The sequence below is a fragment of the Rhodococcus qingshengii JCM 15477 genome (genome assembly GCF_023221595.1).
GTDB classification, from domain to species: Bacteria; Actinomycetota; Actinomycetes; order Mycobacteriales; family Mycobacteriaceae; genus Rhodococcus_F; species Rhodococcus_F qingshengii.
The window spans coordinates 4067528-4082674 of sequence record NZ_CP096563.1 but is presented as its reverse complement, the minus strand read 5'-3'; the positions used below and the strand labels follow the sequence as shown (position 1 = coordinate 4082674).

General features: G+C 61.6%; 9 protein-coding genes and 1 tRNA gene. 5 read left to right on the top strand and 5 right to left on the bottom strand.

The window, feature by feature from the left end; genetic code table 11:
- Positions 1-118: 118 nt before the first annotated feature.
- The 4 genes from M0639_RS18540 to M0639_RS18525 all read right to left on the bottom strand — a co-directional run bounded on the left by M0639_RS18540 (position 119) and on the right by M0639_RS18525 (position 6811).
- Positions 119-4723: a DUF5979 domain-containing protein gene (locus tag M0639_RS18540; RefSeq protein ID WP_064074817.1), complete on the bottom strand. Its 4605-nt coding sequence runs from the start codon at positions 4721-4723 to the stop codon at positions 119-121.
- A 1133-nt stretch (positions 4724-5856) separates the two neighbouring features.
- On the bottom strand, positions 5857-6000 hold the full coding sequence (locus tag M0639_RS18535) for a hypothetical protein (protein ID WP_197486191.1): 144 nt from the start codon (positions 5998-6000) through the stop codon (positions 5857-5859).
- A gap of 458 nt (positions 6001-6458) precedes the next feature.
- Positions 6459-6617 carry a hypothetical protein gene (locus M0639_RS18530; protein WP_003945304.1) on the bottom strand — a complete coding sequence of 53 codons (159 nt, stop codon included), beginning with the start codon at positions 6615-6617 and terminating at the stop codon, positions 6459-6461.
- A gap of 118 nt (positions 6618-6735) precedes the next feature.
- Positions 6736-6811, bottom strand: a tRNA-Arg gene (locus M0639_RS18525).
- A gap of 97 nt (positions 6812-6908) precedes the next feature.
- Here M0639_RS18525 and M0639_RS18520 point away from each other — a divergent pair.
- Together M0639_RS18520 and ssb are read left to right on the top strand one after the other, a co-directional pair.
- Positions 6909-9044: a bifunctional copper resistance protein CopD/cytochrome c oxidase assembly protein gene (locus M0639_RS18520; RefSeq protein ID WP_064074816.1), complete on the top strand. Its 2136-nt coding sequence runs from the start codon at positions 6909-6911 to the stop codon at positions 9042-9044.
- Positions 9045-9226: 182 nt separating this feature from the next.
- Positions 9227-9640: a single-stranded DNA-binding protein gene (gene ssb / locus M0639_RS18515; RefSeq protein WP_030537584.1), complete on the top strand. Its 414-nt coding sequence runs from the start codon at positions 9227-9229 to the stop codon at positions 9638-9640.
- 4 nt (positions 9641-9644) lie between these two features.
- On the opposite strand, the gene M0639_RS18510 is transcribed toward ssb, so the two are convergent.
- On the bottom strand, positions 9645-10103 hold the full coding sequence (locus M0639_RS18510; protein WP_003945320.1) for a MarR family winged helix-turn-helix transcriptional regulator: 459 nt from the start codon (positions 10101-10103) through the stop codon (positions 9645-9647).
- A gap of 106 nt (positions 10104-10209) precedes the next feature.
- On the opposite strand from M0639_RS18510, the gene M0639_RS18505 reads away from it, so the two are divergent.
- The 3 genes from M0639_RS18505 (at position 10210) to ettA (ending at position 15146) form a co-directional block, all read left to right on the top strand.
- Positions 10210-12027, top strand: coding sequence for an ABC transporter ATP-binding protein (locus M0639_RS18505; RefSeq protein ID WP_054801009.1), 1818 nt, complete (start codon positions 10210-10212; stop codon positions 12025-12027).
- Between the two features lie 94 nt (positions 12028-12121).
- Entirely contained in the window at positions 12122-13300 is a 1179-nt protein-coding gene (locus M0639_RS18500) for an acyl-CoA dehydrogenase family protein (RefSeq protein ID WP_064074815.1), read from the top strand.
- A gap of 166 nt (positions 13301-13466) precedes the next feature.
- Entirely contained in the window at positions 13467-15146 is a 1680-nt protein-coding gene (gene ettA / locus M0639_RS18495) for an energy-dependent translational throttle protein EttA (protein ID WP_007730925.1), read from the top strand.
- Position 15147 lies beyond the last annotated feature (1 nt).

Here is a 15147-nt window from a genome sequence, read left to right as displayed (position 1 = left end):
CCTTCGAGGGGTGGGCCGCGGCGGCGGCCGCGAGATAGATGCGTCGTGACGGTGAAACAGGGCGGGTGCGACCAGGTGTATGTCGCACCCGCCCTGTTTCGGTATTTCTGGTTGGGAGTTACTCCTGGCCGGGTGCACGCTTGCGGTTACGCAGGGTGAGCCATGCGCCACCGCCGATCAGTGTCAGCGCTAGACCGGCGAGCCAGATGACGTTCGCGCCGGTTACCGGCAGGGACGATGACTGGTCCGGTTTGGCCTGAGCAGGATTTCCCGGAGCAGGTGTGCCCGGAGCACCGTTGTGTCCACCACCGTTATTGCCGGGAGCGTTGTTGCCGGGAGTCGACACGTCAGTGCCTGATCCTCCGGGTACTTCAGAGCCCGGCCATGTCGGGATTTCCCACGGCGGCAGCGGGATCGGGATCGGGATGATGATCAGCCCATTGCTGCTGGTTTTGTTCTCGAGTCCCAGGACCACCGACTTGTTTGCTTCGCCGGTGAGCTTGACGGAAGTTGCGGTCGGTTCGCCGTCGATCTTCGAGACATCCGCCTTGCCTTCCTTGACGCCCCAGATCACTTCACCCCACTTGACGTTGGTGACGTCGGTGTGAGCACCGGTTTCTGTGAAAGTGATGTCGGTGTTCAGCGGGAACTGGACCCGGCCGTCGATGACGGCTGCGTCGCACTGGGCGGTCGGAGTGACCGAAGCGCCCGGCTTGACATCGAGAACACAAGACCGCGCCTCATTGTCGATGTCCGTCCACGTAGCCGTGACCTGGAAGATCGTGGATCCGTCTTTGGCTACCTGGCTGCCCTTGGGGCCGGTCACGATCTTGTCGATATCCACCTCGGTGGTCGGGATCGGGCGGTTGTGGATCTCCACCACAGCCTTCTCACCGGCCACCGCCTTGACGGTGTCGCGGTAATCGGCGTCACCGGCATCCGCGGAGACGTAGTAGTACGGCCGCGCCCAGTCGATACCGGCCAGTGGCTTGGGGTCGACCTCGGAGAAGGTGATCACGGTGTTCCGCGGCACAACCTCGTCGGACGTCCAGCTCCAGTCGTTTGCGGCATCGAGGGTGATGGTCTGGCCCACTGCCGGGAAATCAGTTCCAGCGGGGAGTGCCGGATCGATCCCGTCGATACGGACCTCGAACGTCGCGCTGTCAGGCAGGTCGGCCTCGGGTGCGCGGACGGGCTTGCCGTCAGCGTCGAGGATGAACTTCGTGAATTCGACCGATCCGAATTTCCACAGCGCCTCGTTCGACAGCGTGATCAGCCGACCGTCGGTCGGGTCGTCGGAGACTATGCCCGTCGCGGTGCCGTCGAGGTTCGAGTGCAGCCACGATTCGCCTTCCGGGCTGGTGCCCCAGGAGATCGTGCCCCACTCGACTCCGTCGACATCGGGACGGCCGGTCTCGGTGAAGGTCACCTCGGTGCCGACAGGGAGGTCGACGCCGAGCGGTGTGGTCTGTCCCTGCTTGACGCTCAGCACCTGGGTGCGGTACTCCACACCGTCGCGCCAACGCGCCTCGACCGTGAACTCCACGTCGTCGCCGACGGCCTCGGCGGCCTCACCGCCGACCTGCTTTGCAATGCGCAGAGTGCCGTCGTTGACGTCGACGAAGTTCGACACCTCGATCTTGCGCAGATCCTTGCCGATGGTCACCACGGCCTCGTTGTCCGGACTGATCCTGACATTCCCGGAGTATGCGGGCACGCCATAGGCGAGACCATCACCGTTTGCCGGAACCAGCTCTGTCAGTGTGACTTCGGTGCCGCCCGGCAGGTTCTCGCCGAACGGAACCGGGGTGCCGTCGGACGGAAGTGACAGCGTCTTGCTCTGCGGGTTGTCGTCCGTATCGAGCCAGGTGGCAATCACGTCGAAGCTGGCCGGTACGGCCTTGTCGGAAGCCTTCGGGCCCGTGAGCTTTTTGCTCACTTCGAAGGTGCCTTGCGTGATCGTGGCCTCGTTGGTGACGGAGACCGTGTTCGCCGACGCGTCGGTGCCGATGGTGAGCGTCTTCGGGCTGATCACCGGCAGCGACCACGTCACGAGGTCGGTGTTCGTCGGTTGAACCTCGGTGAAGGTGACTTTCGCTCCGATGGGCAATTTGCCCAGGTCGTAGTGCTGACCGTCCTTCAGGGTGAATTGACGCAGCTCGTTGCCGGCGGCGTCGTCACCGAAGGCGATCTCTGCGTTGACGACGAAAGCCTCGAGCCCCGTGCGCGCTCCGTCACCGATGACGGATTTGGTGATCCTCGCCGATCCCAGGCTCGCTTTGTTGAGCAGTGTGACACCGACATTGCTCTTCGGCGTGATGGTCACCAGCGCCTCGGTGCGGTCCCCGTTGAGCGTCACACCCTCCGACGGGCGGAACGTCCCTCTCTCGAAGTACACACCGTCAACGGTCGGGAGGTTGATCTCGGACAGGCGGATCTGCCAGCCGGTTCCGCGGGGGTTGATCCCACTGACGGGTGTCCCGTCAGCCTTCACCTTGATCTCGTAGGAGCTCACCGGGGCGTCGGTCGCTGGATCTTGCCCGGGGGCGAACTCCTCGACTTTCACAGTGAACTCGGTGTCTTCCGGGAATTTCTCGGAGAAGGGAGCGATCTCCTTCAGAAGCGAGAACGAGCCCCGCGACACACCTTGGCCGGTGCCGCCGCCGCCCCATTCCTGCTTGACGCTCTTCGACAGCGTCTGCTTGCCGGCATAGGTGAGGGTGTTGGAGTATTCCGTGTCGCGCTGGTCCAGTCCGCCGCTGCTGGTGCACAGGGTGTAGCTGACGAGGTACTTCGTCTGACGGCTGTAACCGTCCGCGTCCCGAGGGAGGGTGAGATCGAAACCGCCGTCGGCGCGCGCCACCGAGGTGGCGTCGGTTATATCGCGTTTCTTGTTGCCGTCGAAGAAGTCTTGCGCGACGACCTTGAGATTGAGGTTGCTCTTGAGATCGCCGCCGATTTCACACACCGTCATGTTCGGTGAGAACCTGTCGTTGATGACCGCCGGTTCCGTAAGGCCCTCGAGATCGTGTCCGGAGATTTCCACGGTCCAATTGAGGGTGGTGCCTGCCGGCTGCTCCACACCGCCGATCGTCTGCGACGTGGTGTTGATCGCGCCGTTCTTGCCGCTCGTGAACCCAGGTCCCTCAGTCTTTCCCGTGATCGACGTCTTGTTGACGACCGCCGAGTTGGTGAGATGGTCCTCGGAGTCCGGCACCTCGGTGGTGGTCAGGCAGGTCCGGTACGTGAAGTAGTAATACTGTTCTTCGTTGAATGTGTCCGGGTTATCCACAGTGATCGCCGCGGTGAAGGTACTCGCGCCGGCTACTGCGCCGATGGGAGCAATGGTGAATCCTGCGGCAGGAGTGCGGTAGTTGGGTTCGTTCTCCCGCCCTGGGAGGTAGTCAGACTTCTCGATGACTACCTGCACGCCCGAGGCACAGACCGCATGGGGGCCGCCGAAGGTGTCGGTGATGTCGATCTTGTGGTTGTTGGCGGCAATGTCGGTGCCCGGAACCACAATCGTCCAGACGGCTTCCATATTGCGCTTACCGCCGTCGAGGTAGCCGCCCTTCCAGGGCTCGGTCTGCGGCGCGTAGTCCTGTCCCACGCCATCCGAAGCCACCGTGTTGTCACCGATCGTCACGGAGTTGGTGTACTGAGTCCCCTTGAGATCCACAACGCCGCTGGTCGTGCATGAGGTGTACTCGATGCGGTAGAGCTTGCTGCCCTCGAAGGGCCCGCCGTTGTTGATGTTGATCGTGACCTGATCACCCGCGTCGGGTTGGGTGACGGTGACGCCGCCAGGGGTCTCTTTGAGATCGCCCGGGCGACCGGACCACAGCTTCGCGTTGAGCAGGCTGCCCGCACACACCTTCATGTTGTCGGAGAGCTCGTCGCTCAGGGTCACCGAACCGGTGTTGCCTGTGTCCAACTTGGCCAGATCTGCGCCGGGGATGTCGATGGTCCACCGCACTGACTGCTTGTTGTCCTGGAGTTTGCCGGACTTCGTCGACTCGCCGATTACGCGGCCGTCGGTGATGCCGCCCGTGCCGGGCAGGTCGACCTGCGTGACCTTGTTGTTGATCGTGAAATCCACAGTCTCTGACGTGGTGTACTCGACTGCCTTCGTGTAGACGAAGAAATCGCCCTTCACCTCGTCCGGCCGATCCGCCACAGCGTCGGAGAGCACGCAGGTCATGTGATTGGTGGAAGCAGCCAGATCGCATGTGCCCCAAACCGTCCCATCGTCGCCCTCCAGCGCGATCGTCGGGTTGGACTGAAGCTTCAGCTCGCCAGGGAATTCAATGGTGAACTGGTCGCCCGGCTGCGGACTCGCGCTTGACGCGTCCCAAATGCCCTTCACCGTGACGGAGTCCCCGACCGTGATCTGCTGGTCGTTCTTTCCTTCGACCTGGACGTCGGTGATTTTCACATCGATGCCGGGATTGACTCCGCGTGCGGCCAGTCGCTGCGCCGCCACAGGAGTCGTCGACGAGGACGCCGTCGTGATCGGCGGTTTCGCAGAAGTGGGTGACTCCGACGTGGAAGTAGGCGGTGCCGTCGTCTTCAGTGGCGCCTCCGTCGTAGTCGCGGGCGGCTTCGGTGTGGTAGGAACTGTTGTGGTCGGAACTATGGTGGTCGAGGTCCCGACGTCATCGGCCGAGGCAACCTGGACGAAAGAGAACGACGATACGACCAGCGCCAGGACCGCAACGATCATCCCCAAAGCTGCCCACCGAGACACCACCCCCTCCCCGGCACGGCGTGGGAAGACACGGTTACGCATGACGAACACCTTTCGTTCAGAACACATGATTTAGGCCCCGTTTCCGGGGCCGTCGAATAGGGAAACGGGACCTTTGAGCCGCTCTGGAGCCTGGTTGCGAGCGTTGGTGATTCTCAGGCGACCTACTGCGGAGCCGAACAGTTGGTAATCGGACCTGGTTGGCGCCAGCGCAGACCGACGGCCGGCTCTGGGTAGGCCAGGAAATTCCAAGAAAAATCGACCGCCGGTATTACCTAACGCGACGACCTTCGAGGTACTAAAGGCTGCGGCCGAGGATCTTTCCTGCGCGATTCATTGCAGTTCGAGCATGAGCACCATCCCGGATAGCAAAAGCAACAGTGCGATGGCTCCGAGGGGGGAGTCTTCGTGCTACGTGCTTCGCTGCCGTGACGGTTTTCATGAAATTCCTTTCTTTGGCACAACGTAAAGAAATGTGCGCGGGGCCGTTCGCGAGAAGATGCAAATTCCGCGCAAACAACGCAGAAGGCGCAAACCGGGCGATGCGCAATCAGGAATCTAACACGAGCAAATCGCATAGCTGGACACGCCATGGACGTGCGTCCATGCAAGAAAAACTGCGCTTACCTGGGTATATCTATCTTCCGTTGATTTCTTTCAAGTTAACTGGCTGGTTCATCACAATCCGATCTCGACCATCAGTTGCATGCCTGCCTTGGCACTTGTCGACAATCGGTGAGCGGCCGAGCCGAGTCGGCGCTGCTGTACCGAATGAGCCTTTATGCAGTTCACTGCCCCTTATTTGCTGTCGGAACGACAAGGTGTGGAGCGAATTATCTGTGTACACACGCTCGACATAAATGCAAATCATTTTTCTGTGTATAGGAGGAGGGTGAATTAGGGGGTGAATTCAGTCGCGGGTCATCGAAACCCCTGTTCTGAAATGATCCAGAGATAGGGGTCACATTAGATTCGTTTTTCTTAGCAGATTGGATTCCGGCCTCAGTTAACTGTCGATAATGCTTCGGGGGCCGACAGGGCATTTCGAGACGAAGAATCGCCCAGCTTTTTGTAGAAGGCCTTCGGTACGGTTACGTCAGTCCATCTGATCACGCGCCGCAGCGACTTTGGGCGACGCTCTTGTGCGCACGGATGAGGCACTGCCTGGGATGTGTGTGGATCTCGGAAAATGCCACGTCGGAGGCTTCTTCGAAGATCTCGAGACCTCGCAAGTTCAGGTCGTTCTCGCGCATCTCGGCACGATGAAATGGCTTACTTTTCAAGCGCTTTCGATGCCCGGAGTCAAATGGTGACGGTCGTTGCGTAGTCGCTGACGGCGGATGCGGCGGGTTCGATCGGTGCGCAGTCGCCACATCCGAGCAACCGCACCGAGTAGCTGCGAGGTCCCAGAGCCGGCGCCTCTCACGGCTCCCTGGAAACTTCGCGAAATTAGAACTTCGAATCGAGTTCTCGCTCAACCATTCTGACGCAGCTTGTGTCATTGGTGCTACGCCCACGGCCGCCAGCAAGGTCCGACTACTCCGGCTGCTGTTATACGCCCTGGGATCCGGAGCCCAGAGATTCTGTGACACTGTGCGGCGGCTCTGCTGAGCGTGTTGCATGCGACTCGGCTGGCATTGGTGCATTCTTGGCTACCGGCTCGTTGTCGTAGAACTTCGTGAGACGACCTTGTCGCAGTCGCAGGGAAGGGCTACAACGATTGGTCTGGCCCGGTCAACGAGGCGGGACCGGTAGTCGGTTGGTGTGCGCCGGTGAACCTCTCGACGACGGATACCACGACGATCGCGAGTGCCAGGATTCCAACGGTCCGGGCGAGTGACTTCAGGGTCTTCGGAAGTGCCTTCTTCATGCGTGGCAGATTACTGCGGACGGCACGTAATTTGTGGGCTAGGTTTCGGTCCGTATCGGACTGCTCTGCCCAGTGGCCGCTCGTCCACGCAGTGTGACTATCCGTGAATCAAATCTTGTGGTGCCCCCGGCAGGATTCGAACCTGCGACCAAGAGATTAGAAGGCTCTTGCTCTATCCCCTGAGCTACGGAGGCGCGTGGAACATCATACTCGAGGGTTCGGGATGTGACGCGCGCCGCCCAACTCCGACGCGTTGTCGTAGTCGGTTCGCGAAGGTCCTACCCTTGAGGTATGGCTACACCCGACCTCGCGCCGACAGATTCCCCACCGGAGTCCACTCCGCACAGCGGTGCACCCGCTTCTTCGACCGCGATATTCGTGGTCAGTGGACTCATCGCAGGGCTCACCGCAGCCATCGTGGTGGGATTCTCCGCGTCGCAGGCACTGACTCTTCTGGGCATCCCGGATCCAGGCCCGATCACCACATACGGCCTGCCCGCGATGCGCGCACTGGGGGAGATCGCCGCAGTCATCGCGATCGGGTCACTGCTTCTGGCCGCGTTCTTCGTGCCGCCGCAGAAGTCGGGTGTCCTCGACGTCGACGGCTATCGGGCAGTCCGAACTGCATCGCACGCCGCGATCGTGTGGGCGATCTGTTCGTTCATGATGGTGCCTCTGACGCTCTCTGACACGTCGGGTCAGCCGTTTGCCGAAGCGATCAAACCGGCGAACCTGTGGTCGGGACTCGATCAGGTCGAGATCGCCGGCGCTTGGCGTTGGACTGCGATCATCGCGGTTGTTCTGGCGATCTTGGCCCGACTGACACTGCGCTGGTGGTGGACCCCGCTACTGCTGCTGGTCGGTCTTCTCGGACTGATGCCGCTCGCTCTCACCGGTCACTCGTCTTCGGGCGGGTCGCATGACATCGCCACCAACAGCCTGATCCTGCACCTCGTGGCGGCTTCGCTCTGGGCCGGCGGCTTGTTCGCGCTACTGGCACACGCGCGGCGCGGCGGCGATTACACCGACGTAGCAGCCCGACGCTTTTCGACGGTCGCATCCATCTGCTTCGTCGTCATGGGATTCAGCGGCGTCATCAACGCGATTGTCCGTCTGCCTCTCGACGACGTATTCACCACGACGTATGGACGATTGATCGTCGCGAAAACAGTTGCACTGATCATCCTCGGGTTCTTCGGTTGGGCTCAGCGGAGTCGGGCGCTACCGGCGCTGGCGGAGAATCCGAAGAGTCGCTCTGCCCTGATTCGATTTGCCGGCGCTGAAGGCATCGTGATGGCGGCAACCATCGGCCTCGCGATCGGCCTCGGTCGTACCCCGCCGCCCCCGCCGCTGTCGATTCCCTCGATTCCCGAGGTCGAACTCGGTTACAACCTTCCGGACCCGCCGTCGTTCATGGCCTTCGTGACGGACTGGCGATTCGACCTCATGTTCGGCACCGCCGCCGTTGCTGCGGCGATTCTGTACGGCATCGGCCTTCGCAAGCTGGCCAAGCGTGGGGATTCCTGGCCTGTCGGCCGAACCATCGCCTGGATGAGCGGTTGTGCGGTGCTCCTGATCGCCACGTCGTCGGGCGTCGGCAAATACGCACCGGCAGTCTTCAGCGTTCACATGGGTGCGCACATGGCGCTGTCGATGTTGGGACCAGTCCTGCTGGTTCTGGGTGCGCCGATCACTTTGGCTCTGCGGGCCCTGGATCCGGCAGGCAAGGACGGCGTGCCCGGCATTCGCGAGTGGATTCTGACCGCTCTGCACAGCCCGTTCTCGCGATTCATCACCCACCCGATCGTGGCTGCAGTTCTCTTTGTCGGCGGTTTCTACGCGCTGTATCTCGGCGGAATCTACGGTGCGACGGTCGACTCGCACAGCGCTCACCTGCTGATGAACCTGCACTTCATCCTCAGCGGCTATCTCTTCTACTGGGTGGCGATCGGAATCGACCCGTCACCACGTCAATTGCAGCCAGTGACCAAGCTGGCAATGGTCTTCGGCTCACTTCCGTTCCACGCCTTCTTCGGCGTGGCATTGATGAGCACCACCGCCGTCATGGGCGGCGCGTACTTCCGTTCGCTCGGCCTCGGGTGGAACAACGACCTGATCGGCGATCAGCAGCTGGGCGGCAGCATCGCGTGGGCGACCGGCGAGATCCCGCTCATGGTGGTCATGCTCGCGCTACTGGTTCAGTGGTCGCGCAGCGATGGCAGGACAGCGCGCCGAACTGACCGTGCGGCCGAGCGTGACCACGACGCCGACCTCGCTGCTCACAACGCCATGTTCGCCGAATTGGCCAGGCGGGACCGCGAGGGGTGGAAACCGCGTGAGGCTGCTGACGCGGAGACTGCAAGCGAGGACTCTGCGGACGAGACACCCAGCGAGAAGAAATCCGACGAATCCTCCACTAGCACCTAGCTCCGACACTGCCCGGGCTGTTTGGCTCGGGCAGTGCTGTTTCTCCACAGCTGTTCCACCGATGCACAGGTGGAAATCGAAGATCCCGAGCCACGCGTTTGTCGTTCCACAATCGAAACTGCCGACGCAATGATCGGCCCCGCGGCAGTTGGCGGGTTCTGGAGTTCGAAGGGGGATCGGACATGTACGAAACGCATGCAACGGTTGTCGGAACCGTCATCACCAATCCGGTGAAGCGGCAGACCACCAATGGCGAAGAGGTGCTGAGCTTTCGGATGGCGAGCAACACGCGTCGCAAAGACGCGGTGACCGGAGAGTGGACGGACGGAGCGACCCTCTATCTCACGGTCAGCTGCTGGCGGCGGTTGGTCACCGGCGTCGGCGCATCCATCATGAAGGGTGATCCGGTCATGGTGGCGGGGGAGTTGCGCACCAACGAGTACACGACCAAAGAGGGTGTGCCTCGTTCCGATCTCGAGCTACGGGCGACTGCGGTAGGCGCGGACCTTGCTCGTTGCATCTCGAAGATCGAGCGTCAGAGCAAGCCGACGTCGGCGGAGAATGTCGAGGACGCAATCGACACCGTCGCTGCGTGAGGACTCAGACCGAAGGTTTCGGGCAGTCGCGGGGCCGCGAGTCGTGCCCCGCGTCCACTCGCTCGAGAAGTTCGGTGAGAGTTGCTCGCTCCGATTCGTCGAGGTCGTCGAACACATCCGAGGATTCGCGTCGTTGAGCTTTCGCGACGTCGGCAGCGAGGGTAGCGCCGGCGTCGGTGAGCTCGAGTAATACAGCTCGCCGATCGTTCGGATCGGGAGTGCGGCGCACCCATCCGGCCTCTTCGAGGGAATCCACGACGTCGGTCGCCGACCGCGGAACGATGCGCAATCGCTCGGCAAGAAACCCGAGTCGAACCGGCTCGCCCACTCGGGTCAGTACTCGCAGCGCTCGGCTTTGCGACGGCGAGAGACCGAATGGTTCCAGCGCTGCCACCTGACGTCGGCGGATGAGCCGTGCCACGGACATCACGACGTCGGTGAGTTCGCGCTCTCGGGAATGCATGGCGTCAGTCTAGCGTTGTTGGTGTCAGCCTCATAGTGAGGTAACCTCATCAATATGAAACTAGGGTGAGAAAGCCTCCAGGAGGTAGAACGTGAAACCAGATCACATGCGAAACATCGAACGATCCGCTGTCGAGATCACTCCGGCGGAATCCGTACCGGCAAAGCGCGTACTCGGACTGTTTGCGCCGTATCGAACTCAGATCGCCATCGTCACCGCGGTCATCACACTCAGCGCGATCGTGGCGCTGGGCAGCCCGCTGCTCCTACGCGAAATGCTCGACAAGGCGATCCCGGACAAGAACCTCGGACTCGTGAGCGTTCTGGCCATCGGCATGATCGCTATTGCCGTGATCACGAGCTGTCTCGGCGTGGCGCAGACCTGGATGTCCAACAGCATCGGCCAGAAACTGATGCACCAACTGCGCGTGCGGGTCTACTCGCATCTGCAGAATCAGTCGCTCGGATTCTTCGCTCGAACCCGAACCGGAGAAGTTCAGTCGCGTATTGCCAACGACATCGGCGGTATGCAGTCGGTGGTCACCAACACGGCAACGTCCATCGCGCAGAATGCAACGACCGTGGCAGCCACCATTGTTGCTCTGTTCCTTCTGGATTGGCGGCTTGCCATCTTCTCGCTGGCGATCTTGCCGGTGTTCATCCGTATCGCACGCAAGATCGGTGACGAGCGCCGCAAGATCTCGGGTAAGCGGCAGAAGCTACTCAGTGATCTGTCGGTCCAGGTGGAGGAATCTCTCTCCGTCAGTGGCATTCTCCTCGGCAAGACGACCGGCGCGAAGTCGGCTCTGACGGATCGATTCACCGAGCGTTCAGCGGAAGTCGCAGACGTCGAACTCCGGGCCATGATGGCCGGCAAGTGGCGCATGGCGACCATGTCGATCACCTTCGCAGCCATGCCTGCACTGGTCTACTGGTTTGCCGGATTCACTCTCGATCACGGCAACACCATCACCGTCGGCACCCTCGTCGCATTCACCACGCTGCAAACACAATTGTTCCGCCCCACCATGATGCTGCTCAACACGGGCGTCGAGGTGCAGAGCTCGATGGCACTGTTCAGTCGCGTGTTCGAGTACCTGGATCTGCCGATCGACATCGCGGATCCGGAAGAGTCGAAGAGCTTCGACCGCACCAAGATGTCCGGCGAACTTCGGTTCGACCACGTCGACTTCTCGTATCCAGGAACCGACAGCAAGACCCTCGACAACATCGACCTCACGGTCCCGGCCGGCGGAACCTTGGCGCTTGTCGGCTCCACGGGTTCGGGCAAGACCACTCTCGGATACTTGGCCGCACGTCTGTACGACCCGACTGCGGGATCGGTGAGAATCGACGACGTCGATCTGCGGGACCTCGATCTGGCGACGGTCTCCGACCTGGTAGGTGTGGTGTCGCAGGAGACGTATCTCTTCCACACGACGATTCGTGAGAACCTTCGGTTCGCGAAACCCGACGCCACGGACGCCGAGATCGAGCAGGCAGCGCGCATCGCGCAGATCCACGAGTTCATTTCCGGTCTCGACGACGGGTACGACACCATGGTCGGCGAGCGCGGCTACCGATTCTCCGGCGGTGAGAAACAGCGCATAGCGATCGCGCGCACAGTCCTGCGGAATCCGCCGATCCTCGTCCTCGACGAGGCGACGAGCGCCTTGGACAATCGCACTGAACGTGCGTTGCAGGACGCGCTCGACGAGCTGATGGTCGGACGCACCACTCTTGTTGTAGCGCACCGACTCTCCACGGTTCGAGATGCGGATCTCATCGCGGTCCTCGACCAGGGCGTGGTTGTGGAAAAGGGCACCCACGACGAACTTGTGCAACAAGGTGGGCGATACGCACAGTTGCTTGCGGCCTCGGGTAGCGACGCCGTCGAACTCCCGTCGGAACTGCAGACCGTGTGAGTGTAAGAAATGTCGGCCATTTCACTTCCGCAAGTTTCTAGAACGTGTTCTACTTTAATGGTCGTTGATCGACTATCAATGGAGGCGGAAGATCATGGGTCAGGTTCTGGACAACATCTCACAGTTCGCCGACGAGATCCGCGCCGACGGGGTCGAGGGCGACAAGCTGATGCGCTTGACGGACGGCAGCGCGAAGCGTTTGCGCGACGCCGGCGTCATCCGGATGTTGCAGCCGAAGGAGTTCGGAGGCCTCGAGGCGCATCCGCGTGAATTCGCCGAGACGGCAATGGCTATCGGTGCGATGGATGGTGCCACGGGCTGGGTCAGCGGCATCGTCGGTGTGCATCCGTGGGAGCTTGCGTTCTTCGACCGCAAGGCTCAGGAAGAGGTGTGGGGAACCGATCCTGATACGTGGATGGCGTCGCCGTATGCGCCGATGGGTGTGGCGAGGCCGGTCGAGGGTGGGTACATCCTCAACGGTCGTTGGTCGTTCTCCTCGGGTACCGATCATTGTGACTGGATCATGATCGGTGCGATGGTCGGTGACGAGTCCGGCAAGCCGTTGATGCCGCCGAAGATTCTGCACGTGTTGTTGCCGCGTTCGGATTACGACATCGACCAGGACAGCTGGAATGTCGTGGGCCTGCGCGGAACCGGGTCGAAGGATCTGATCGTCAAGGATGCGTTCTTGCCGACGTATCGGACTCTTGATGCGGGAAAGGTTTTCGACGGGACGGCGTGGAAGGAAGCGGGCCGTACGGAGACGTTGTACAAGTTCCCGTTCTCGTGCATTTTCCCGTTGGGGATCACTTCGTCGTTGATCGGTATCGCTGAGGGTGCGTTGGCGTGCAACATGGCGGCGCAGCGTGAGCGTGTGACGGTCAGTGGTGTTCCGATCAAGGAAGATCCGTACGTGCTGTTCGCGATCGGTGAGGCGGCGGCCGAGATCGCTGCTTCTCGGGCTGCGATCTTGGAGACGGTGGATCGTTTCTGGGACATGACGGAGAAGGGGCAGGAAGTTTCGTTCGAGCTTCGTGCGATCGGTCGCCGTACGCAGACTGCTGCGGCGTGGCGGGCGGTGCGGGCGGTGGACGAGATCTTTGCTCGTTCCGGTGGTGGCGCTTTGCAGTTGAACACGCCGATGCAGCGGTTCTGGCGTGACGCTCATGCCGGTCTCGCGCACGCGATCCACGTACCCGGTTCCATTTTCCATGCGTCGACGCTCTCGCAGCTCGGTGGCGAGCCGAAGGGCATCCACAGGGCAATGATCTGAGCCGTCCTGGGGACACCCGGAGGTGTCCCCATCGCGGTTTTCGTGGGGGTCGATGAGCATGTCGACGAATCTGGTCGATGACCTCGGACTGTCCGCAGAACCCGCATCGGAGTGAGCGCCAACGCGCAATGTGGGTTATAGGACAAACACCGATAGGCTGGCGGTCATGGCTGAGTTCATTTACACGATGAAGAAGGTGCGCAAGGCGCACGGTGACAAGGTCATCCTCGATGACGTCACGATGAGCTTTTACCCCGGCGCGAAGATCGGTGTCGTCGGACCGAACGGCGCTGGTAAATCCAGCATCCTCAAGATCATGGCCGGACTGGACCAGCCGGGCAACGGCGAGGCATTCCTGGCCCCGGGCGCGACCGTCGGCATCCTCATGCAGGAGCCGGAGCTCGACGAGACCAAGACTGTTCGCGAGAACGTCGAGGACGGTCTCGGAGAGACGATGGTCCAGCTCAAGCGGTACAACGAGATCGCCGAGCTGATGGCTACGGATTACTCCGACGAGCTCATGGAAGAGATGGGCGAGCTGCAGGAGAAGCTCGATCACGCAGATGCGTGGGAGATCGACTCGCAGCTCGAGCAGGCTATGGACGCCCTGCGCTGCCCCCCGCCGGAAGAGATGGTCACCCACCTCTCCGGTGGTGAGAAGCGACGCGTTGCGCTCTGCAAGCTGCTGCTGAGCAAGCCCGACCTCCTGCTCCTCGATGAGCCCACCAACCACCTCGACGCCGAATCTGTCCTGTGGCTCGAGCAGCATCTCGCTGCTTACCCCGGCGCAATCCTCGCCGTGACTCACGATCGCTACTTCCTCGATCACGTCGCGCAGTGGATCTGTGAAGTCGACCGCGGACGCCTGTACCCGTACGAGGGCAACTACTCCACCTACCTGGAGCAGAAGGCTGCACGCCTCGAAGTTGCCGGCAAGAAGGATCAGAAGCTGCAGAAGCGCCTCAAGGACGAGCTCGCATGGGTTCGTTCCGGCGCCAAGGCCCGCCAGGCCAAGAACAAGGCTCGTCTCGATCGCTACGAGGAAATGGCGAACGAAGCAGAGAAGACGCGCAAGCTCGACTTCGACGAGATCCAGATCCCGGCACCGCCGCGCCTGGGTGACGTGGTCGTGGAGGTCTCGAACCTCGACAAGGGCTTCGACGGCCGCGTTCTGATCAAGGATCTCTCGTTCACGTTGCCGCGCAACGGAATTGTCGGCGTCATCGGCCCCAACGGCGTCGGTAAGACGACGCTGTTCAAGACCATCGTCGGTCTCGAGGAGCCTGACGCCGGTGAGGTCAAGATCGGTCAGACGGTCAAGCTGAGCTACGTCGACCAGAACCGTTCCGGAATCGACCCCAAGAAGACGGTCTGGGAGACCGTGTCCGACGGGCTCGATTTCATCGTCGTCGGCCAGACCGAGTTCCCCTCGCGCGCGTACATCAGCTCGTTCGGTTTCAAGGGCCACGATCAGCAGAAGCCGGCCGGCGTCCTCTCCGGTGGTGAGCGCAACCGCCTAAACCTGGCGATGACGCTCAAGCAGGGCGGCAACCTGATCCTGCTCGATGAGCCCACCAACGACCTCGACGTCGAAACCCTCGGCTCGCTGGAGAACGCTCTCGAAGAGTTCCCCGGCTGCGCCGTCGTGATCTCGCACGATCGCTGGTTCCTGGACCGGACTTGTACCCACATCCTCGCGTGGGAAGGTGGCTTCGGCGACAACGAGGCAGCTTGGTACTGGTACGAGGGCAACTTCGAGGGCTACGAGGCGAACAAGGTCGAGCGACTCGGCCCCGACGCCGCACGCCCGCACCGCGTGACTCACCGCAAGCTCACCAGGGACTGAT

Coding starts and splice junctions, on each gene's coding strand:
- M0639_RS18535 (WP_197486191.1), bottom strand. CDS start 6,000: ATGCGCGAGAACGACCTGAACTTGCGAGGTCTCGAGATCTTCGAAGAA.
- M0639_RS18500 (WP_064074815.1), top strand. CDS start 12,122: ATGGGTCAGGTTCTGGACAACATCTCACAGTTCGCCGACGAGATCCGC.
- M0639_RS18510 (WP_003945320.1), bottom strand. CDS start 10,103: ATGCATTCCCGAGAGCGCGAACTCACCGACGTCGTGATGTCCGTGGCA.
- M0639_RS18540 (WP_064074817.1), bottom strand. CDS start 4,723: ATGATCGTTGCGGTCCTGGCGCTGGTCGTATCGTCGTTCTCTTTCGTC.
- ssb (WP_030537584.1), top strand. CDS start 9,227: ATGTACGAAACGCATGCAACGGTTGTCGGAACCGTCATCACCAATCCG.
- M0639_RS18520 (WP_064074816.1), top strand. CDS start 6,909: ATGGCTACACCCGACCTCGCGCCGACAGATTCCCCACCGGAGTCCACT.
- M0639_RS18530 (WP_003945304.1), bottom strand. CDS start 6,617: ATGAAGAAGGCACTTCCGAAGACCCTGAAGTCACTCGCCCGGACCGTT.
- ettA (WP_007730925.1), top strand. CDS start 13,467: ATGGCTGAGTTCATTTACACGATGAAGAAGGTGCGCAAGGCGCACGGT.
- M0639_RS18505 (WP_054801009.1), top strand. CDS start 10,210: ATGCGAAACATCGAACGATCCGCTGTCGAGATCACTCCGGCGGAATCC.